General features: G+C 68.2%; 13 protein-coding genes. 6 read left to right on the top strand and 7 right to left on the bottom strand.

The features are described 5' to 3' along the window. Nucleotides 1-468 precede the first annotated feature (468 nt). Both secA and D9R14_RS22875 read right to left on the bottom strand, forming a co-directional pair. Nucleotides 469-3,249, bottom strand: a complete 2,781-nt coding sequence (gene secA, locus D9R14_RS07920) for a preprotein translocase subunit SecA (RefSeq protein WP_121622790.1) — start codon at nucleotides 3,247-3,249, stop codon at nucleotides 469-471. A 191-nt stretch (nucleotides 3,250-3,440) separates the two neighbouring features. Further along, nucleotides 3,441-3,995 carry a hypothetical protein gene (locus D9R14_RS22875; protein WP_147452983.1) on the bottom strand — a complete coding sequence of 185 codons (555 nt, stop codon included), beginning with the start codon at nucleotides 3,993-3,995 and terminating at the stop codon, nucleotides 3,441-3,443. 136 nt (nucleotides 3,996-4,131) lie between these two features. Here D9R14_RS22875 and D9R14_RS07915 point away from each other — a divergent pair, with 136 nt between their 5' ends. The 3 genes from D9R14_RS07915 (at nucleotide 4,132) to D9R14_RS07905 (ending at nucleotide 12,322) form a co-directional block, all read left to right on the top strand. Further along, entirely contained in the window at nucleotides 4,132-5,424 is a 1,293-nt protein-coding gene (locus D9R14_RS07915; protein ID WP_121622789.1) for an efflux RND transporter periplasmic adaptor subunit, read from the top strand. Between the two features lie 28 nt (nucleotides 5,425-5,452). After that, entirely contained in the window at nucleotides 5,453-8,692 is a 3,240-nt protein-coding gene (locus D9R14_RS07910; RefSeq protein WP_121622788.1) for an efflux RND transporter permease subunit, read from the top strand. A 249-nt stretch (nucleotides 8,693-8,941) separates the two neighbouring features. After that, nucleotides 8,942-12,322 carry a transglutaminase family protein gene (locus D9R14_RS07905; RefSeq protein ID WP_121622787.1) on the top strand — a complete coding sequence of 1,127 codons (3,381 nt, stop codon included), beginning with the start codon at nucleotides 8,942-8,944 and terminating at the stop codon, nucleotides 12,320-12,322. A 91-nt stretch (nucleotides 12,323-12,413) separates the two neighbouring features. On the opposite strand, the gene D9R14_RS07900 is transcribed toward D9R14_RS07905, so the two are convergent. The 4 genes from D9R14_RS07900 to tkt all read right to left on the bottom strand — a co-directional run bounded on the left by D9R14_RS07900 (nucleotide 12,414) and on the right by tkt (nucleotide 17,846). Beyond that, nucleotides 12,414-13,436 (bottom strand): class I fructose-bisphosphate aldolase, encoded by a 1,023-nt coding sequence (locus D9R14_RS07900; RefSeq protein ID WP_210313766.1) that lies wholly within the window; start codon nucleotides 13,434-13,436, stop codon nucleotides 12,414-12,416. A gap of 93 nt (nucleotides 13,437-13,529) precedes the next feature. Next, a complete protein-coding gene (locus D9R14_RS07895; RefSeq protein ID WP_121622786.1) occupies nucleotides 13,530-14,720 on the bottom strand; it encodes a phosphoglycerate kinase in 1,191 nt (396 codons plus the stop codon). A gap of 23 nt (nucleotides 14,721-14,743) precedes the next feature. Next, the gene (gene gap, locus D9R14_RS07890; protein ID WP_121622937.1) at nucleotides 14,744-15,751 is read right to left on the bottom strand and encodes a type I glyceraldehyde-3-phosphate dehydrogenase; all 1,008 of its coding nucleotides are present in this window, start codon (nucleotides 15,749-15,751) and stop codon (nucleotides 14,744-14,746) included. 106 nt (nucleotides 15,752-15,857) lie between these two features. Further along, the gene (tkt, locus tag D9R14_RS07885; RefSeq protein ID WP_121622785.1) at nucleotides 15,858-17,846 is read right to left on the bottom strand and encodes a transketolase; all 1,989 of its coding nucleotides are present in this window, start codon (nucleotides 17,844-17,846) and stop codon (nucleotides 15,858-15,860) included. Between the two features lie 524 nt (nucleotides 17,847-18,370). Between tkt and D9R14_RS07880 the strand changes: the two genes are divergently transcribed. Both D9R14_RS07880 and D9R14_RS07875 read left to right on the top strand, forming a co-directional pair. Next, nucleotides 18,371-18,676 (top strand): DUF4164 domain-containing protein, encoded by a 306-nt coding sequence (locus tag D9R14_RS07880; protein ID WP_121622784.1) that lies wholly within the window; start codon nucleotides 18,371-18,373, stop codon nucleotides 18,674-18,676. A 4-nt stretch (nucleotides 18,677-18,680) separates the two neighbouring features. Continuing rightward, nucleotides 18,681-19,064 carry a cell division protein ZapA gene (locus tag D9R14_RS07875; RefSeq protein WP_121622783.1) on the top strand — a complete coding sequence of 128 codons (384 nt, stop codon included), beginning with the start codon at nucleotides 18,681-18,683 and terminating at the stop codon, nucleotides 19,062-19,064. Between the two features lie 48 nt (nucleotides 19,065-19,112). Here the strand turns inward: D9R14_RS07875 and pdxH are convergent, their stop codons facing one another. Then, complete coding sequence (gene pdxH / locus D9R14_RS07870; RefSeq protein ID WP_245420637.1) at nucleotides 19,113-19,754, bottom strand: pyridoxamine 5'-phosphate oxidase; 642 nt, start codon at nucleotides 19,752-19,754, stop codon at nucleotides 19,113-19,115. On the opposite strand from pdxH, the gene D9R14_RS07865 reads away from it, so the two are divergent. After that, nucleotides 19,735-20,289: an RT0821/Lpp0805 family surface protein gene (locus D9R14_RS07865; protein ID WP_121622781.1), complete on the top strand. Its 555-nt coding sequence runs from the start codon at nucleotides 19,735-19,737 to the stop codon at nucleotides 20,287-20,289. The two genes, pdxH and D9R14_RS07865, sit on opposite strands and share 20 nt — an antisense overlap. The last annotated feature ends 80 nt before the right edge of the window (nucleotides 20,290-20,369 follow it).

Below are 20,369 nucleotides of genomic sequence, written 5' to 3'. Positions count from 1 at the left end.
CTCGGTTCGCAGGGGGCGGGGGGCAGGGCATCCGGCGAGATGGGAGCCCCGCCTGCACGGCTCGGAGGGCGCGGAACCCTCACCCCGGCCCTCTCCCACAGGGGGAGAGGGCGCGCGAACGGTGAGGGGCGCGCTTCACAACGCGAGGCGCTGCGAGCGGCGGCCTTCCCGCTTCGTTGGCGTGCGGACGGAGAGGGCTGTCTCCCCTCTCCCCTCGCGGGAGAGGGGTTGGGGGAGAGTGGTTGGGGGTGAGGGCGCGGGGCGCTGGGCATCCGGCGCGCCGGGGGCCCCGCCTGCACGGCTCGGAGGGTGCGGAACCCCTCACCCCGCCCTCTCCCACAGGGGGAGAGGGCGCGCGAACGGTGAGGGGCGCGCTTCACAACTCGAGGCGCTGCGAGCGGCGGCCTTGCCGCTTCCTTGGGGGCGCGAACGGAGGGGGTGGGCTTTGCGAAACGGCCGCGATCGCGCTCAGGCGAAGCGGCCGTGGCAGTGCTTGAACTTCTTGCCGGAGCCGCAGGGGCAGGCCTCGTTGCGGCCCACCTTGCCCCAGGTGGAGGGATCGTCCGGGTTGCGCTCGGCCACCGCGATGTCGCCCGAGAGCAGCGGCTGCGGGCGGCTGCCGATGGCCGCGCCGGCGTCCGCCATCTCGTCCTCGCCGGTCAGCGGGTTCTCGTGGTGCGCCTCCATGGGGGGAAGCTCGCCCACCGGCGGCGGCTGGGTGACGATCTCCACCCGCATGAGCTGGGCGGTGACGATCTCGCGCAGCCGGTTGAGCAGCGCGGAGAACAGGTTGAAGGCCTCGGACTTGTACTCGTTCAGCGGATCGCGCTGGGCATAGCCGCGCAGGCCCACCACCTGGCGCAGGTGGTCCAGCATGCCGATATGCTCGCGCCACAGATGGTCCAGCGTCTGGAGCAGGATCGACTTCTCCACGTAGCGCATGAGGTCCGGCCCGTACTGGGCGCTCTTCGCCGCCATCCACTCGTCGGCGCGGCGGATGATGCGCTCGGTGACCTCGGGGCCGGCGATGCCCTCTTCCTTGGCCCAGTCCTTCACCGGCAGATCGAGGCCCAGCACCTCCTTGATGGCGGCGTCGAGGCCGTCCACGTCCCACTGCTCGGGATAGGCGTTCTCGGGGATGAACTTCGCCACCGTCTCGGTGATGAGGGCATGGCGCATGTCCTCCACCGTCTCGGCCACGTCGTCGTCGTTCATCAGCTCGACGCGCTGCTCGAACACCACCTTGCGCTGGTCGTTGAGCACGTCGTCATACTTGAGCAGGTTCTTGCGGATGTCGTAGTTGCGCGCCTCGACCTTCTGCTGCGCCTTCTCCAGCGCCTTGTTGATCCAGGGATGGACGATCGCCTCGTCCTCCTTGAGGCCGAGCTTCTGGAGCATGCCGTCGAGCCGGTTCGACCCGAAGATGCGCATCAGGTCGTCTTCCAGCGACAGGAAGAACTTGGAATGGCCGGGGTCGCCCTGGCGGCCGGAGCGGCCGCGCAGCTGGTTGTCGATGCGCCGGCTCTCGTGGCGCTCGGTGCCGAGCACGAACAGGCCGCCGGCGGCGAGCGCGGTCTTCTTGAGCTCCTCGACCTCGCCGGCGATCTTCGCCTCGGCGGCGGTGCGCTCCTCGCCCTCGGGCAGGTCGCTCAGCTCGTGGGCGACGCGCATCTCGACGTTGCCGCCCAGCTTGATGTCGGTGCCGCGGCCGGCCATGTTGGTGGCGATGGTGATGGCACCGGGCACGCCGGCCTGGGCGACGATATAGGCTTCCTGCTCGTGGTAGCGGGCGTTGAGCACCGCGAACGAGCGCGCATTGCTGCGCAGGCCCGAGGTGGCGTCGGGGTCTGAGAAGTCCACCTGCCGGAAGCCTTCCTGCTTCAGGAGCTCGGCGAGCAGCTCGGACTTCTCGATCGAGGTGGTGCCCACCAGCACCGGCTGGCCGCGCTCGTGGCAGTCGCGGATGAGGGTGATGATGGCCTTGTACTTCTCCGCCGCCGACCGGTAGACCTCGTCGTCGTCGTCGATGCGCGAGACCGGCACGTTGGTGGGAACCTCCACCACTTCGAGCTTGTAGATGTCCTGGAACTCGGCCGCCTCGGTGGAGGCGGTTCCGGTCATGCCGGCGAGCTTCTGGTAGAGGCGGAAATAGTTCTGGAAGGTGATGGAGGCGAGCGTCTGGTTCTCCGGCTGGACCTGGACGCGCTCCTTGGCCTCCAGCGCCTGGTGCAGGCCTTCCGAATAGCGCCGGCCCGGCATCATGCGGCCGGTGAACTCGTCGATGATGACCACCTCGCCGTTGCGGACGATATAGTCCTTGTCGCGCTGGAACAGCGCGTGGGCGCGCAGCGCCTGGTTCACGTGGTGCACCACCGAGACGTTCTCGATGTCGTAGAGGCTCTCCGACTTCAGCAGCCCCGCCTCGGCGAGCATCTGCTCCATCTTCTCCATGCCCGCTTCCGTCATGGTGACGGTGCGCTGCTTCTCGTCCACCTCGTAGTCTTCCTTCACGAGGCGCGGGATGTAGAGGTCGATGGTGTTGTAGAAGTCCGAGCGGTCGTCGAGCGGGCCGGAGATGATGAGCGGCGTGCGCGCCTCGTCCACCAGGATCGAGTCCACCTCGTCGACGATGGCGTAGAAGTGCGGGCGCTGCACCATCTGGGCGCGCTCATACTTCATGTTGTCGCGCAGATAGTCGAAGCCCAGCTCGTTGTTGGTGGCGTAGGTCACGTCCGCCTCGTAGGCGGCGCGGCGCTCGTCATCGTCGAGGCCGTGGACGATGATGCCGGTGGACAGGCCGAGGAAGCGGTAGAGGCGCCCCATCCACTCGGCGTCGCGCTTGGCGAGGTAGTCGTTCACCGTGACCACATGCACGCCCTTGCCGGCGAGCGCGTTGAGATAGACCGGAAGGGTGGCGACCAGGGTCTTGCCTTCGCCGGTCTTCATCTCGGCGATGCCGCCCTCGTGCAGCACCATGCCGCCGATCAGCTGCACGTCGAACGGGCGCATGCCGAGCGCGCGCTTGGCGCCCTCGCGCACGGTGGCGAAGGCCGGCACCAGCAGGTCGTCGAGCGAGGTGCCTGCGGCGATCTGCGCGCGGAACTCCTGGGTGCGGGCGCGCAGCGCCTCGTCGGACAGGCCCTCCAGCTCCTTCTCCATGGCGTTGATGGCCTGGACGCGCGGGCGGTAGCCCTTGACGCGGCGGTCGTTCGCGGAGCCGAAGAGCTTGCGGGCAAATCCACCTAGCATGGGTATCTCTGTTCCGATCGGTCTCGAAGGCGGCGGGCGAAAGCCGCCGGACCCCCGGGAAATTGGGCGTTCTTCAATACCCCCAATGCGGCGGCAGCAAGTCGGGAACCCGGGCCCCGCACCTGCCGCAAGGGCGCGCGGGGCAACCATGACCCTGAAGCCGCCATAAGGGCGCAAATCCTGGCGGACACTTATGAACGGGTGGGGGCAATGTCAATGCGAGGGGGCGCGGCGCGCCTCTCCACCCACCAGTAGGTGAGGCCGCCCAGTGCGCCAGGGAGAATGAACAGCCATGCCCAAGCAGCCAGAGCGTGTGGATTTGCGATCATGTTCACGGGCGTGACGGGGGCGATCGCTCCTTCGGGGTCCCAATCAGGCGCGAAAAAGGGAGCCGAGAGTATGCCGAAAGTTCCTCCAAGAACTACACCAAACAAAATATACCAAATGGGATGTATTATACGGAATCGTTGTGAAAGGAAATGAAATATGATTGACGGAAAGGCGCATAATATAATAACAAAAAGGGCATATCCGATGAGAAATGCAAAGGAAAACACAATTTGCTCGCTGATTGGTCGAGCGATAGCGCCGGTTTTTTGCTGAATACCAAAAGACATTGCCACAAATATATAGATGTTAGCCGCCAGACTTGAAATGGCGGCAGCGGAGAAGAAGCCAAGCAGCGCGCCACGCTCGGATTTTGTCCGAGGCACAGGCCGAGCGGGGGAAGAACCGATCTGAGTCATCATCCGCTCCCACGCGGTGCCTTGGCCACAGGATCTCTCAAAACCATGTATCTCCTGATTGTGGCGAATTCCTCTCATGGACACGTCATGGACCCGTGCTTAGTATCCGCCGCGACTGCACAATGGGGGAATGGGTATGGTGGGGGGAATCCGGGTGTCCGGCCTGCGCCGTGGCGGCATTGCGGTTTCGGCCGCGCTTGCGCTCGCCGCCTGCGAGGAGAAGAACACCTATGTGGCCCCGCCGCCGCCCAAGGTGACGGTCGCCCCGGTGCTCCAGGAGCCGGTGACGCGCTTCCTGGAATTGACCGGCAACACCGCCTCGATCAATTCGGTGCAGCTCAACGCCCGCGTCCAGGGCTTCCTCACCTCGATCAACTACCAGGACGGCCAGCTCGCCAAGAAGGGCTCGGTGCTGTTCGTGATCGAGCAGGACCAGTACAAGGCCAGCCTCGACCAGGCCAAGGCGACGCTGGCGGCGAATCAGGCGCTTCAGGTGCAGGCGGAGGCGGAATACAACCGCCAGGCGCAGCTCGCCAAGCAGGACTTCGCCTCCCAGGCCACCCTCGACCAGGCGCGCGCCAAGCGCGACCAGTCGGTGGCCAACGTCGCCAATGCCGAGGCCGCGGTGCAGACGGCGCAGATCAATCTCGGCTATACCCAGGTGACGGCGCCGTTCGACGGCCTCGTCACCGCCCACCAGCAGGACGTGGGCGCGCTGGTCGGCTATAGCGGCCCGACGCAGCTCGCCTCCATCGTCCAGGTGGACCCGATCTATGTCTGGTTCTCGCTGAGCGAGCAGCAGGTGCTCAACATCAAGGAGCACCTCGCCAAGACCGGCCGCACGCTGATGAGCGTCGAGCGCCGCATCGGCGACATCCCGGTGGAGATCGGCCTGCAGACCGAGCAGGGCTTCCCGCACAAGGGCAAGCTCGACTACATCGCCCCGCAGGTGGACCCGAACCTCGGCACGCTCACCGTGCGCGGCATCTTCGACAACAAGGACATGGCGCTGCTGCCCGGCCTGTTCGCGCGGGTGCGCCTGCCGCTCGGCGAGGCGGCGCAGACCATCCTCGTGCCCGATGCCGCCATCGGCCACAACCAGCTCGGCGCCTATGTGCTGACGGTGAACACGGACAACGTGGTCGCGCAGACCAGCATCACCACCGGCCAGCTCCAGGCCAACGGGCTGCGCTCCGTGGAGTCCGGGCTGAAGGTGGGCGACCGCGTCATCATCAGCGGCCTCCAGCGCGCCGTTCCGGGCTCCAAGATCGACCCGGAGGCGGGCAAGATCGTCGGCATCCCCCCGACCCCGGCGGCCGGCAAGCCGGCGGGCGTGCCCGATGCGATCGGCGGGGCCGCAAAGCCCGCCGCACCCGCCGCGACGACGCCTGCCGCGCCGACGCCCGCCGCGCCGGCACCGAAGAACTGATCCGTCCCTCGAACCTCAGGGAGCGCCCATGATCTCGCGCTTTTTCATCGAGCGGCCGGTTCTGTCGAACGTGCTCGCCCTCGTCTTCGTGCTGATCGGGCTGGTCTCCCTCATCCGCCTGCCGGTGTCGCAATATCCCAACATCGTGCCGCCCACGGTGTCGGTCTCCACCTCCTATCCGGGCGCCTCCGCCAAGACCCTGATCGACACCGTCGCGCTGCCCATCGAGCAGCAGGTGAACGGCGTCGAGGGCATGATCTACATGCAGTCCTGGTCGGCCTCGGACGGCACCTACACGCTGATCGTGACCTTCGCCATCGGCACCGACCCGAACATGGCGCAGGTGCTGGTGCAGAACCGCGTCAACATTGCCCTCGCCTCGCTCCCGACAGCGGTGCAGGCGCAGGGCGTGACGATCCTCCAGAAGGGCACCTCGATCCTCGAGTTCGTGACCCTGATCTCGCCGGACGGGCGCTATGACGGCCTGTTCCTGAACAACTACGCCATCATCAACATCCAGAACGAGCTGGAGCGCGTGCCGGGCGTCGCCAACGTCGCGGTGTTCGGCGCCGGCACCTACGCCATGCGCATCTGGATGGACCCGGACAAGATGCAGGCGGTGGGCCTCACCCCCTCCGACGTGTCGAACGCGGTCCAGAAGCAGAGCCAGGAGGTCACGCCCGGCCAGCTCGGCATCCCGCCCGCGCCCTCCAACGCCTCGTTCCAGTACACGGTGAACGTCAGGGGCCGGCTCGACAACGTGGTCGACTACGAGAACATCATCGTCAAGGTCGACAACGAGAATGGCGGGCGCATCGTGCGCGTGCGCGACATCGGCCGGGTGGAGCTGGGGGCGCAGAGCTATTCCAAGGACTTCATGCAGGACAACAAGCCTGCGGCCGGCATCGGCGTGTTCCAGCTGCCCTCCGCCAACGCGCTCGAAGTGTCCGAGCTGGTCGGCAAGAAGATGGAGCAGCTGAAGGGCTCGTTCCCCGAGGGCCTGGACTATTCCAACCCGTTCAACACCACCTGGTTCGTCTCGGCCTCCATCGACGAGGTCTGGAAGACCCTGTTCGAGGCCGCGATCCTGGTCCTGGTGGTGATCCTCATGTTCCTCCAGGACTGGCGGGCGACGCTGGTGCCGGCGACCACGGTGCCGGTGACCATCATCGGCGCCTTCGCCGCCATGGACGCCATGGGCTTCACCATCAACCTGTCGACCCTGTTCGCCATCATCCTCGCCATCGGCATCGTGGTGGACGACGCCATCGTCATCGTCGAGGGCGTGGCGCGCCACATCGAGGAGGGTATGGCGGGCCAGCCGGCGGCGGAAAAGGCCATGGACGAGCTGTTCGGGCCGGTGATCGGCATCACCCTGGTGCTGATGAGCGTGTTCCTGCCCGCCTCGTTCATACCGGGCCTATCGGGGCAGATGTTCAAACAGTTCGCGCTGGTGATCGCCGCGACGGCCTTCATCTCGGCCATCAACGCGGCGACGCTGAAGCCCACCCAGTGCGCGCTTTGGCTGCGAAAGCCGGTGCCGCCCGAGAAGCGCAACTTCATCTATCGCGGCTTCAACGTGGTCTACGCCAAGGCCGAGCACTGGTACACCGGCCTGATCTCGCGCATGGTCCACCGCTCCAAGCTGATGGTCATCGTCGCACTGGCGCTCATGTGCGTCGCCGGCTGGGGCCTCACCAAGGTGCCGACCTCGTTCCTGCCGATCGAGGACCAGGGCTATTTCCTCGTCGCCGTGCAATTGCCTGACGGGTCCAACCTCAACCGCACTAAGACGGTGATGGCGGACGTCTCCGAGCGGGTGCGCAAGGTTCCGGGCGTTAAGACCGCGCTCGCGGTGTCCGGCATCTCGATCATGGACAATTCGTCGACGCTGGCGAATGCGGGCGTGATCTACGTCACCCTGACGCCGTGGGACGTGCGCTACGCCACCAAGGGGCAGGACCTCCTGTCCATGTACCAGAACATGAACAAGGCGGTGGCGGACGTCGAGCAGGCGCAGGTCATCATATTGGTGCCGCCGGCGATCCAGGGCATCGGCAACGCCGCCGGCTTCACCATGCAGCCGCAGCTCAAGAACGGCAATTTCGACTACCAGTTGCTGGCCCAGATCACCACTTCGCTGGTGGACAAGGCCAACGCCCAGTCGGCGCTCTCGCACGTCTCCAGCTCGTTCCGCGCCGGCGCGCCGCAGCTTGAGGTGGAGATCAACCGCGTCAAGGCCGAGACCCTGGGCGTGACCCTGGGCCAGGTGTTCACCACCATCTCGTCCTATATGGGCTCGACCTACGTCAACCAGATCAACAAGTTCGGCAACGTGTTCCAGGTCTACATCCAGGCCGATGCCGGCTTCCGCGTGACTCCGACGGACCTCGAGGCGCTGAAGGTGCGCGCGCCCAACGGAACCATGATTCCGCTCGGCACGCTGCTGACGGTGAAGATGGTGCAAGGCCCGCCGCTGATCTCGCTCTACAACCTCTATCCCAGCTCGACCATCAACGGCACCAACGCCCCCGGCTTCTCCTCCGGCCAGGCGATGGACCTCATGGAGCAGATCGCCGCCTCCACCTTGCCGCCGGGCACCGGCTTCGAGTGGACCGCCATGTCCTACCAGGAGAAGGCGGTGGGCAGTCAGATCTACTTCGTGTTCGCCCTCGCCATCCTGCTGGTCTACTTCGTGCTCGCCGGCCAGTATGAAAGCTGGATCCAGCCCATGTCGGTGATCCTCGCCGTGCCGCTCGCGCTGCTCGGCACGGTGAGCGCGCTGCTCGGCCTCGGGGCGTCGAACAACCTCTACACCCAGATCGGCCTGGTGCTGCTTATCGCGCTCGCCTCGAAGAACGCGATCCTGATCGTCGAGTATGCCCGCGAGAAGCGGGCGGAGGGCATGGAGATCACGGACGCGGCGGTGGAGGCGGCGCGCCTCAGGTTCCGGCCGATCCTGATGACCTCCTTCGCCTTCATCCTCGGCGTGCTGCCGCTGGTGTTCGCCACCGGCGCCGGCGCCAACTCGCGCAAGTCCATCGGCATCGCGGTGGTGTCGGGCATGCTCGCCTCCACCTGCCTCGCGGTGCTGTTCGTGCCGTCCTTCTACACCGTGCTCCAGCGCCTGGAGGAGCGGATGAAGAACAAGAAGAAGCCGGCCGGCCCGCATGCCGCCGGCGAGCCGCCCGAGGGTCCCAAGGGGTCAGCCGGGCCGGCCGGCGAAGGCGGCCCGGCGGCGCTGCCGCCCGCGCCCGCCACGGCCTGAGGCGGCATGGCGCCCGTGCCGCCCATCGCAGCGCGCGCGCCGTCCGCCCGGCCCGCATGGCGGTGTGCCGGGGGCGATTGCACGCGGAAAATGCATGGCTCCCCTGTGGGGCGTCCTCTTGCGGGCCTGCACGCCTTTGCAGCATGTGTCGCCGCAAAGTCGCGCTTCCGCTCGCCCGGGGGCTTGTCTAATTTCGGACTGCTGTAACCAGGGCCCAGGTCATGGCCCGCAGGATCAGGTGTTTTCTCGATGTCCATCCTCGCGAGCCTGCACCACGTCACGGGCTATACCTACGACAAGCCGGTCGCGCTTGGCCCGCAGACCATCCGCCTGCGCCCGGCCCCTCACAGCCGCACGGCCATCCCGTCCTATTCGCTGAAGATCACGCCTGCCCAACATTTCATCAACTGGCAGCAGGACCCGTTCGGCAACTGGCTGGCGCGGGTGGTCTTCCCGGAGAAGACCACGGAATTCAAGGTGGAGGTGGACCTCCTCGCCAAGCTCGACGTCATCAATCCGTTCGACTTCTTCGTCGAGGAATATGCCGAGGAATTCCCCTTCACCTACGCCCCCGGCCTGAAGGCGGAGCTGGCGCCCTATCTGGAGCTGGAGAAGGAGGGCGAGCGGTTCGACGCCTTCGTCGCCTCGGTGCCGCGCGACAAGAAGCGCATCGTCGACTTCCTGGTGGAGATCAACCAGCGGCTCCAGTCGGAGATCGGCTACGTCATCCGCATGGAGCCGGGCGTGCAGACGCCCGACCAGACGCTGGAGAAGAAGCTCGGCTCCTGCCGCGACACCGGCTGGCTGCTGGTGCAGGTGCTGCGCCATCTCGGCCTCGCGGCGCGCTTCGTCTCCGGCTACCTGATCCAGCTCAAGCCGGACGTGGCCGCGCTCGACGGTCCCTCGGGCACCGCCGTCGACTTCACCGACCTGCACGCCTGGTGCGAGGTCTATGTGCCGGGCGCCGGCTGGATCGGCCTCGATCCCACCTCGGGCCTCCTGTGCGGCGAGGGCCACATCCCGCTCGCCGCCACCCCGCACTACGGCTCCGCCGCGCCCATCACCGGGCTGGTGGAGAAGGCGGATGTCGAGTTCGGCTTCGAGATGGAGGTGACCCGCGTCGCCGAGGCTCCACGCGTCACGCTGCCGTTTTCGGACGAGACCTGGAGCGCGCTCGACGCGCTCGGCGCGAAGGTGGACAAGGACCTCGCGAGCGGCGACGTGCGCCTCACCATGGGCGGCGAGCCCACCTTCGTCTCCATCGACGACTACGAAAGCCCGGAGTGGAACACCGAGGCGCTCGGCCCGCAGAAGCGGGTGCGCGCCGACGACCTGATCCGCCGCCTGCGCAAGCGGTTCGCCGGCGACGGCGTGCTGCATTACGGCCAGGGCAAGTGGTATCCCGGCGAGACGCTGCCGCGCTGGTCGTTCGACCTGTTCTGGCGCAAGGACGGCCAGCCCATCTGGACCCGCGAGGACCTGATCGCGGGGGAGACCGACGACCATGGCGTCGGCCCGGCGGACGCCGAGCGGTTCGGCAAGGCCATTGCCGAGAAGCTCGGGCTCGGCCCCCAGTTCGTGAAGCCGGCCTATGAGGACAACATCTATTTCATGTGGAAGGAGCAGAGCCTTCCCGAGAACATTCCCCCCGGCGACCCGCGCATGGCCGACGAGGTGGCGCGGCGCATGCTGGTGCGCACCTTCAACCAGGGCCTCGCCAACCCGTCCGGCGTGGTACTGCCGCTGCGCCGCTCCTGCCTCACCGACGGCACGCCCGTCTGGGCGTCGGAGGAATGGACGTTCCGCCGCGAATTCCTGTTCCTGATCCCCGGCGAGAGCCCGATCGGCTACCGGCTGCCGCTGGAATCCATGCCGTATCTCGCGCCCACGCGGTATCCCTTCACGATCCAGGAGGACACGTTCGAGCCGCGCGGCCCGCTGCCGGACGCCGCCGAGCTTGCCGCCCGCTACCGCGACGGCGCGCCCGCCGGGGACGCGCGCGAGCGCTACCAGGTGGCGCCGCGCACCGAGGCCTACGGCGTCGGCGAGCGAGCGCAGGAGCTGGCGCGCCAGTACATCGCCGAGCACCAGAGCCAGATCTTCACCGCCGACACCCGCACCGCGCTGTGCGTGGAGCCGCGCGGCGGCCGCCTGTGCGTGTTCCTGCCCCCGGTGGAGCGGCTGGAGGACTATCTCGACCTGATCGCCGCGGTGGAGCAGGTGGCGATCGAACAGAAGATGCCGATCCACCTGGAAGGCTATCCGCCGCCGTTCGACTACCGGCTCAACCTGATCCGCCTTGCCCCCGATCCGGGCGTGCTGGAGGTGAACGTCCATCCCTCCAACACCTGGAAGGGCTGCGTGGAGATCACCCACGCGCTCTACGAGGAGGCGCGGCTCGCCCGCCTCGGCACCGAGAAGTTCATGGTGGACGGGCGCCACACCGGCACCGGCGGCGGCAACCATGTGGTGGTGGGCGGCGCCACCCCGGCCGACAGCCCGTTCCTGCGCCGGCCGGACCTCTTGAAGAGCCTGCTGCTGTTCTGGCAGCGGCATCCGAGCCTGTCCTACATGTTCTCGGGGCTGTTCATCGGCCCCACCTCGCAGCATCCGCGCATCGACGAGGCGCGCCACGACAGCCTCTACGAGCTGGAGATCGCGCTCTCCAAGATCCCGCTGCCGGGCGGCGAACTGCCGCCGCCGGCCTGGCTGGTGGACCGCCTGTTGCGCAACATCCTGGTGGACGTGACCGGCAACACCCACCGCACCGAGATCTCCATCGACAAGTTCTATTCGCCGGACGGCCCCACCGGCCGCCTCGGCCTCATCGAGTTCCGCTGCTTCGAGATGCCGCCGGACTGGCGCATGAGCCTTGCCCAGCAATTGCTGCTGCGCGCGCTCGTCGCCCGCCTGTGGAAGTCGCCGATCCACGGCGATTGCACCCGCTGGGGCACCATCCTCAACGACCGCTTCATGCTGCCGCATTATGTCTGGGCCGACTTCCTCGACGTGCTGGAGGACCTGGGCGACGCCGGCTACGTGTTCGATCCCGAGTGGTTCAAGGCGCAGTACGAGTTCCGCTTCCCGCTCTATGGCCAGGTGCAGCGCGGCGGCGTGGACGTGGAGGTGCGCCAGGCGCTCGAATGCTGGAACGTGCTGGGCGAGGAGGGCGTCACCGGCGGCACCGCGCGCTACGTGGATTCGTCGGTCGAGCGCCTGCAGGTGAAGGTGGAGGGCTTCAACCCCTCGCGCCACGTGCTCACCTGCAACGGGCGGCGCGTGCCGGTGGCGCCCACGGGCCGCAACGGCACCTTCGTCGGCGGCGTGCGCTACAAGGCCTGGCAGCCCTGGTCGGCGCTGCATCCCACCATCCCGGTGCATGCGCCGCTGGTGTTCGACGTGGTGGACACCTGGAGCCAGCGCTCGCGCGGCGGCTGCGTCTATTACGTCTCCCATCCGGGCGGCCTCTCCTACGAGACCTTCCCGGTGAATTCCTACGAGGCGGAGGCGCGCCGCCTCGCCCGGTTCCAGGAATACGGCCACACGCCCGGCATGGCCCACGTGCCGGCGGAGACCGCGCCGAACGAGTTCCCCACCACCCTCGATCTGCGCCGCCCCATCGGGGTTTGAGGGCGGGAAAGGCCAAAAGAAAAGGGCGCCGGCTTGCCCGGCGCCCTTTTTGTATCGGAGGCGCGAAGGGCGGCCGAAGCCGCCCGGTTTCTCACGCCGCCTTCTTCTCCTCCGCCGCCGACCACTGGCCGAGCGCGGCGAGCGAGTTCATGCGGGCGCGGTGGGTGAAGGCGGCCTGGGCGGCGGCGACGTTCTCGGCCTTGCCGGACCACGCCTTCTGCGGCGCCGCCTGGAGCGCGCGGCCATAGGAATAGGTGAGCTTCCACGGCAGGCCGCCGAGCTTCACCATGGCGTCGAGATGGGCGGTGGCCTCCTCGTCCGACTGGCCGCCGGAGAGGAACGCGATGCCCGGCACCACGGACGGCACGCAGCTCTTGAGCAGGCGCACGGTCTTCTCGGCCACTTCCTCGACCGAGGCCTTCTTGGCGCTCTTCTTGCCGGGCACGATCATGTTCGGCTTCAGCACCATGCCTTCCAGGCGGATGCGCTGGTAGTACAGCTCCTGGAAGGTCTCCTTGAGCACGAACTCGGTGACCTCGTAGCAGCGCGCGATGTCGTGGTCGCCGTCCATCAGCACTTCCGGCTCGACGATCGGCACGATCTTCGCCTCCTGGCACAGCGCCGCATAGCGGGCGAGCGCGTGCGCGTTGGTGCGGATCGCGGTGTAGGAGGGGATGCCGGCGCCGATGTCGATCACCGCGCGCCACTTCGCGAAGCGGGCGCCGAGGTCGTAATATTCCTTCAGGCGGCCGGCGAGGCCGTCGAGGCCCTCGGTGATGGTCTCGCCGGGGCAGAAGGGCAGGGGCTTGGCGCCCGCATCCACCTTGATGCCGGGGATCGCGCCGGCCTCGGCGATCAGCGTCACCAGCGGCGTGCCGTCCTTGGCCTTCTGGCGGATGGTCTCATCGAAGAGGATCACGCCGGAAATGTACTTCTTCATCGCCTCCGAGGAGCGGAACAGCAGCTCGCGATAGTCGCGGCGGTTGTCCTCGGTGGACGCGACGCCGATCGCGTCGAAGCGCTTCTTGATGGTGCTGGAGCTTTCGTCTGCCGCCAGGATGCCCTTGCCGTCGGCCACCATCTTCTGTGCGATCGTATCGAGCTCAGCGGTCATGATCGGTCCGTCCTGCCTTAGCCGCCCCTCGCGGCGGGATGTTCTGGGATCAGTGGAGGGCACTGCGGCGGGGGCGCCGCAGTGCCATGATTGTCAGCGCTTGAGCGCCTCGACGCCGGGGAGCGCCTTGCCCTCCAGCCATTCCAGGAAGGCGCCGCCGGCCGTGGAGACGTAGGAGAAGTCCTCCGCTGCCTTGGCATGGTTGAGCGCCGCCACCGTGTCGCCGCCGCCCGCAACGGAAAGCAGCGCCCCGGACTTGGTGCGGCGCGCCACCTCCTGCGCCACCGCCACGGTGGTGGCATCGAACGGGGTCAACTCGAACGCGCCGAACGGGCCGTTCCAGACCACCGTCTTCGCCACCTTGAGCTTGTCGCTCACGAGCGCGGCGGTCCTGGGGCCGGCGTCGAGGATCATCTCGTCGTCGCCGACCTCGTCCACGCTCACCACGCGGTGCGGGGCGTTGGCCTTGAACTCCTTCGCCACCACCGCGTCCACCGGCAGCACGATCTCGCAGTTCGCGGCCTTGGCCTTCTCCAGGATGTCGCGGGCGGTGCCGAGAAGGTCGTGCTCGCACAGCGACTTGCCCACCTTCTTGCCCTGGGCGGCGAGGAAGGTGTTGGCCATGCCGCCGCCGATGACGAGGATGTCCACCTTCGCCACCAGATTGCCCAGCAGCTCCAGCTTGGTGGAGACCTTGGCGCCGCCCACCACGGCCAGCACCGGCCGCTCGGGCGCCTCCAGCGCCTTGGTGAGAGCGTCGAGCTCGCTCTGCATAGAGCGGCCGGCGAACGCCGGCAGCTTGTGCGCGAGGCCCTCGGTGGAGGCGTGCGAGCGGTGCGCGGTGGAGAACGAGTCGTTCACATAGACGTCGCCGAGGCTTGCCAGGGCCTCGACGAAGTCCGGCGCGTTCTTCTCCTCGCCCGCATGGAAGCGGGTGTTCTCCAGCACGATCACCTCGCCGCAGGCGAGGCGCTCCACCGCATCCTGCGCCGCGGCGCCGATGCAGTCGGACGCGAAGGCGACGGTGCGGCCGAGTTCGGCCGAGAGCGCATCCGCGAGCGGCGCCAGGGACTGGCTCTCGTCCCGGCCCTTGGGCCGGCCGAAATGGGAGAGCAGCACCGCCTTGCCGCCCTTCTCCGTGATGGCACGGATGGTCGGCAGGATGGCGCGGATGCGGGTGCCGTCGGTGACGCGCCCGCTCTCCATGGGAACGTTGAGGTCGACCCGGACCAGCACCCTTTTGCGGGTGAGATCGGCGTCGTCGAGGGTGCGGTAGGCGATCATGATGAAGCCTCCTCCCCCTCGGCTCAGCCGAGCTTGCCGAGCGCCACGGCCGTGTCGGCCATGCGGTTCGAGAAGCCCCACTCGTTGTCGTACCAGCTCATCACCCGCACCAGCGTGCCGTCCATGACCTTGGTCTGGTCCATGTGGAAGGTGGAGGAGTGGGGATCGTGGTTGAAGTCGATGGAGACGTTGGGCTGCAGCGTGTAGGCAAGCACGCCCTTCAGCGGGCCGTCCGCCGCCGCCTTGATGGCCGCGTTCACCTCTTCCACCGTGGTGGCGCGCTTGGCGACGAACTTGAGGTCGATCACCGAGACGTTGGGGGTGGGCACGCGGATCGAGACGCCGTCCAGCTTGCCCTTCAGCTCCGGCAGCACCAGGCCCACCGCCTTGGCGGCGCCGGTGGAGGTCGGGATCATGGAGAGCGCGGCCGCGCGGGCGCGGTAGAGGTCCTTGTGCACCTGGTCCAGCGAGGGCTGGTCGTTGGTGTAGGAGTGCACCGTGGTCATGAAGCCCTTGTCGATGCCGATGGCATCGTTGAGCACCTTGGCCACCGGCGCGAGGCAGTTGGTGGTGCACGAGGCGTTGGAGACCACGAAGTGCTCGGCGGTGAGCTTGTCGTGGTTCACGCCGTAGACCACCGTCAGATCGGCGCCGTCGGCAGGCGCTGAGACCAGCACGCGGCGGGCGCCGGCGGTGAGATGGGCGGACGCCTTGTCCTTGGCGGTGAAGATGCCGGTGCATTCGAGCGCGATGTCGACGCCCAGTTCCTTGTGCGGCAGGGTCGCGGGGTCGCGCACCGCCGTCACCTTGATCTTGCCCCGGCCCACGTCGATCGTGTCGCCGTCCACCTTTACTTCGGCCGGGAAGCGGCCGTGCACGCTGTCGAAGCGCAGCAGGTGGGCGTTGGTCTCCACGGGGGCGAGGTCGTTGATCGCCACCACCTCGATGTCGGTGCGGCCCGATTCCACGATCGCGCGCAGCACGTTGCGACCGATGCGACCGAAACCGTTGATGGCCACCTTGACGCTCATGTCCATTCCTCCATGGCCGGCTTGAAGCCCGGCCTTCCTGTGTGCCCTGCGCGGCAGGCGGCCCCTCCGCCTCCGCGCGCCCGTCGCGCTCCGCCGCGCGCCGATCTCAGTTCTGCTTCAGCCGGTCGAGCGCCTTGGCGACGACCGCCTCCGGCGTAATGCCGAAATGCTTGAAAAGGTCCTTTCCCGGCGCGCTGGCGCCGAACGAGGTCATTCCCACGAAGGCGAAATCCGAGCCGAGCAGGTCGGCCCACCCCATGCGGACGGCGGCTTCTACGGCCACCTTCGCCGGGGCATCCCCGATCACCGCGGCGCGCTCTGCGGCCGGGCGTTCGAGGAACAGCTCGAAAGAGGGAACGGAGACGACGCGGGTGGGCACCCCCTGCGCCTCCAGCATCTTCTTGGCCTCGGCGGCGAGGGACACCTCGGAGCCGGTGGCGAACAGGGAGACCTGCGCCTTGCCGTTCGCCGGCAGGATCTCGTAGGCGCCGCCCTTCGACAGGTTCTCCGCCCCGCCGGGCGCGAGCACGGGCAGGTTCTGGCGCGACAGGATGAGGGCGGACGGCCGGTCGGTGGTCTCAAGCGCGATCTGCCAGCACTCCGCCGTCTCCACCGTGTCGGCGGGGCGCATCACCAAGAGGTTCGGGATCGCGCGCAGCGCGGCGAGGTGCTCCACCGGCTGGTGGGTGGGGCCGTCCTCGCCGAGGCCGATGGAATCGTGGGTCAGCACATGGATCACCCGCTCGCCCATGAGGGCGGCGAGGCGGATCGCCGGGCGGCAATAGTCGGAGAAGACGAGGAACCCGCCGGAGAACGGGATCAGCCCCTTGTGGAGCGCGATGCCGTTCATGGCCGCCGACATGCCGTGCTCGCGCACGCCCCAGTGGACGAACGAGCCGGAGAAATCGTCCGGCGTGATCGCCTTGGCACCCTTCGCCTTGGTGTTGTTGGAGCCGGTGAGGTCGGCCGAGCCGCCCAGCATCTCCGGCACCACGGGGGTGATGGCGTCGAGCACCATCTCGGAGGACTTGCGGGTGGCGACCGCGGCCTTGTCCGCCGCCGCCTTGGCCTTGAAGGCGACGATGGCACCGTCGAGCGCTTCCGGCAGGCGGCCTGCCTGGGTGCGCTCGAACTCGGCGCGCCGGTCCGCAGGGAGGGCGGCGAGGCGCGCTTCCCATGCCGTGCGGTGCGCCTGGCCGGCAGCGCCCGCTGCGCGCCAGCCTTCCAGCACGTCGGAGGGGATATCGAACGGCGCGGCTTCCCAGCCGAGCGCGGCGCGGGTGGCGGCGATCTCCTCGGCGCCGAGCGGGGAGCCGTGGGCCTTCTCCGAGCCCGCCTTCTTGGGCGCGCCGAAGCCGATGGTGGTGCGGCAGGCGATGAGGCTCGGCTTGCCGGCTCCCTTCGCCGCCTCGATGGCGGCGAGGATGGCGGCGGGGTCGTGCCCGTCCACGCGGGTGGTGGCCCAGCCGGAGGCGGCGAAGCGGGCCAGCTGGTCGGTGGAGCCGGACAGCGAGGTGGCGCCGTCGATGGAAATCAGGTTGTCGTCCCACAGGACGACGAGCTTGGAGAGCTTCAGGTGGCCGGCGAGGTCCGCCGCCTCCTGGCTGACGCCCTCCATGAGGTCGCCGTCGGAGCACAGCACGTAGGTGCGGTGATCCACCAGATCGGCCCCGTATCGCGCCTGGAGCGCCTTCTCCGCCATGGCCATGCCGACCGCGGTGGCGATGCCCTGGCCGAGCGGGCCGGTGGTGGTCTCGATGCCCTCGGTGACGAAATTCTCGGGGTGGCCCGGCGTGATCGAGCCAAGCTGCCGGAAGCGCTTGATCTCGTCCATGGTGACCTTGGGAAAGCCCATGAGGTGCAGCACGGAATAGAGCAGCATGGAGCCGTGGCCGGCGGAGAGCACGAAGCGGTCGCGGTCCGGCCAGTGGGGCGCGGACGGATCGATCTTCAGCACCTTGGTGAACAGCACCGTGGCGATGTCCGCCGCGCCCATGGGCAGTCCGGGGTGACCGCTATTGGCAGCCTCCACCGCGTCCATGGACAGGAACCGGATGGCGTTGGCCATGCGGTCATGGCTGTGGCGGCTCGACATGTTCTTCTTGTCTCCCGCGCCCGGACGGGCGCGCCTGATAACGCGGAGCGCCGGGACGGACCGGCCGGCCCAGGCCTTGATAGCGATCTCCGGCGCTCCCCTTGCAAATCCCATGAATTTGCAGGGACAAGCGCCTTCTCACTCTCGGAACGAGAACGGGCTTCCCGGTCTGCCCTAAACGCAGGCCGATCGGCGCGTGCTCTAGATATCAGCGCTCCGCCGGGTGTCAAACCCACAGGATGCCGCGCCGTCAAGGCGGGGAGGCGGGCGCCGGCCGCGCCGCTTCGTCGCGGCCGGCCCGGCGCGCCTCCCATGCGTGTTGTGGGCGGCCCCCGCTACCCCTGGATTGCACGCATCGCGGGTGGTGTGACGCGCGCTGCACGCCCGGCGTGTCAATTTCCGTCGCAGCTGCCGTCGGCCCGGAGGCGGTACCGCTTCCGGTCGGCGGCGGTTCCCTTAAGTTTTTGCGTTGACAATCCCGTGGCAGTGGCTCGAAACGCAACGACTCGGCTAGACTTCACATTATGTATGCGCTGAAGCACCGCCCGCCGCTCCAGGATACGCCGATCGAGGCCGCCACCAAGCGCCTCAATGCGGCCCTCGACGCGCTCGCCGATGCGCTGGAGCGCCGGCGCGACATGGACCGGCACCAGGAGGCCCTGCTCGCCCAGCTCCACGCCTTGGGCAACGACCGGGCGCGGCTCGCCGCCGAACTCGATCTGTCGCAGAGTCAGGTGGAGGAGGTGGGGCAGGTGAGCCGCGAGGTGATGCGCCGCCTGGACGTCGCCATGGGCACCATTCGCGACGTGCTCGCGACCCACGGCGGATAGCGACATGCCGCACGTCTCCGTCACCATCGCCGGGCGCCATTACCGGATGGCCTGCGACGCGGGGCAGGAGGAGCACCTCATGCGGCTCGCGCGCGACATCGACACCCGCATCCTCGACCTGCGCGGCGCGTTCGGCGAGATCGGCGACCAGCGCCTGGTCGTGATGGCCGCCGTGACCATCGCCGACGAACTGGCCGAGGCCCGCGCGCGCATCCGGGCGCTGGAGAGCGATATCGAGAGCCAGCGCGACGCCCGCGCCTCCGCCATCGCCCGCATCGAGGCGAGCGAGGAGGAGGTGGCGCGCACCATCGACGAGGTGGCGGAGCGCATCGAGCGACTCACCGCCGAGCTTGCCCCGCGCGAGAAGGGCAATGTGGGCATGGGCTGAGGCGGGCGCAGGCGCGGCCGAAGGGCCGCAGCTCAGGAATCTCGCCTCTCAGGGATAAAGCCGCGTGCGCACCCAGCTTTCGTCCTCGCTGCCGCGCCGGAACACCACGCGGTCGTGCAGGCGGAACGGGCGGTCGTGCCAGAACTCGATCGCCACCGGCACGATGCGGAAGCCGGTCCAGTGCGGCGGGCGCGGCACCGTGCCGAGGCCGTAGCGCGCCGTGGTGGCGGCCACCGCCGCCTCCAGCGCGAATCGCCCCTCCAGCGGACGCGACTGCTGGCTCGCCCAGGCGCCGATCTGCGACAGGCGCGGGCGGGTGGCGAAATAGGCGTCCGCCTCCTGTTCGCTCACCTGCTCCACCGCGCCCCGCACCCGCACCTGCCGCCGCAGCGACTTCCAGTGGAACACCAGCGCCGCCTTCGGCACCGCCGCCAGCTCGCGGCCCTTGGCGCTTTCGGTGTTGGTGAAGAAGACGAAGCCGCGATCGTCCAGCCCCTTCAGCAGCACCATGCGCGCGTCCGGCAGGCCGGTGTCGTCCACGGTGGCGAGCGTCATGGCGTTGGGGTCGTTCGGCTCGGACTTTGTGGCGTCCTCCAGCCAGGCGGAAAACAGCCGAAAAGGCTCCGACGCCTCGGTAAAATCACCGGATGTTAAGGGGTTGTGGGCTTCCATGGTCTCGCTTGTCGTCATGTGGGAGCCCCTCGTGCCGTCCTTTGCCGTAACCGGCCTCGTCAAGAGCCGGCAGGTGCCCCATCATAGAAGCGCGCCGGCCGCGCGCGAAGCCCTCGCGCAGCGTCGCGGACGCGGCATTCTCGGCGCCGCGCTGTTGTGCCTCGCCCTGGCGGCGACGGGCTGCTCCACGCTCGGCACGCCGGACGACCAGCTCATCACCGGCTCGGTGCGCCCGCATGTGACGCCGGTCTCCGCGCCGTTGCCCCAGGGCGCGGCGCCCAAGGGCATCGCCGAACCCGACTGGGTGGAGGCCAAGGCGGCGCTCGACCAGGCGCTGACCTCGCGCGACAAGGACCCCTCGATCCCCTGGGAGAACAAGACGAGCGGCGCCAGCGGCACCGCCACCCCCATCGGTCCCGAGCGCGCCGGCTGCCGCGACTTCATGATCTCGGTGGTGGATGCGAAGATGGGCGACCGCTGGGTCCAGGGCGAGGCCTGCCGCGCGCGCTCCGGCTTCGTGCTGAACCAGGTGCGAATTCTGGGGCGCGCCTGACCTTCGCCGTTGCATTTCAAGCCCCGCCTCCCACATGTTTGTTGCGGCTGGCCGCTTGAGTGCCGGCCGGCGAGGTGAGA

Source organism: Xanthobacter tagetidis, assembly GCF_003667445.1.
Classification (GTDB): Bacteria; Pseudomonadota; Alphaproteobacteria; order Rhizobiales; family Xanthobacteraceae; genus Xanthobacter; species Xanthobacter tagetidis.
This window is presented reverse-complemented; position numbering and strand designations above follow the sequence as displayed.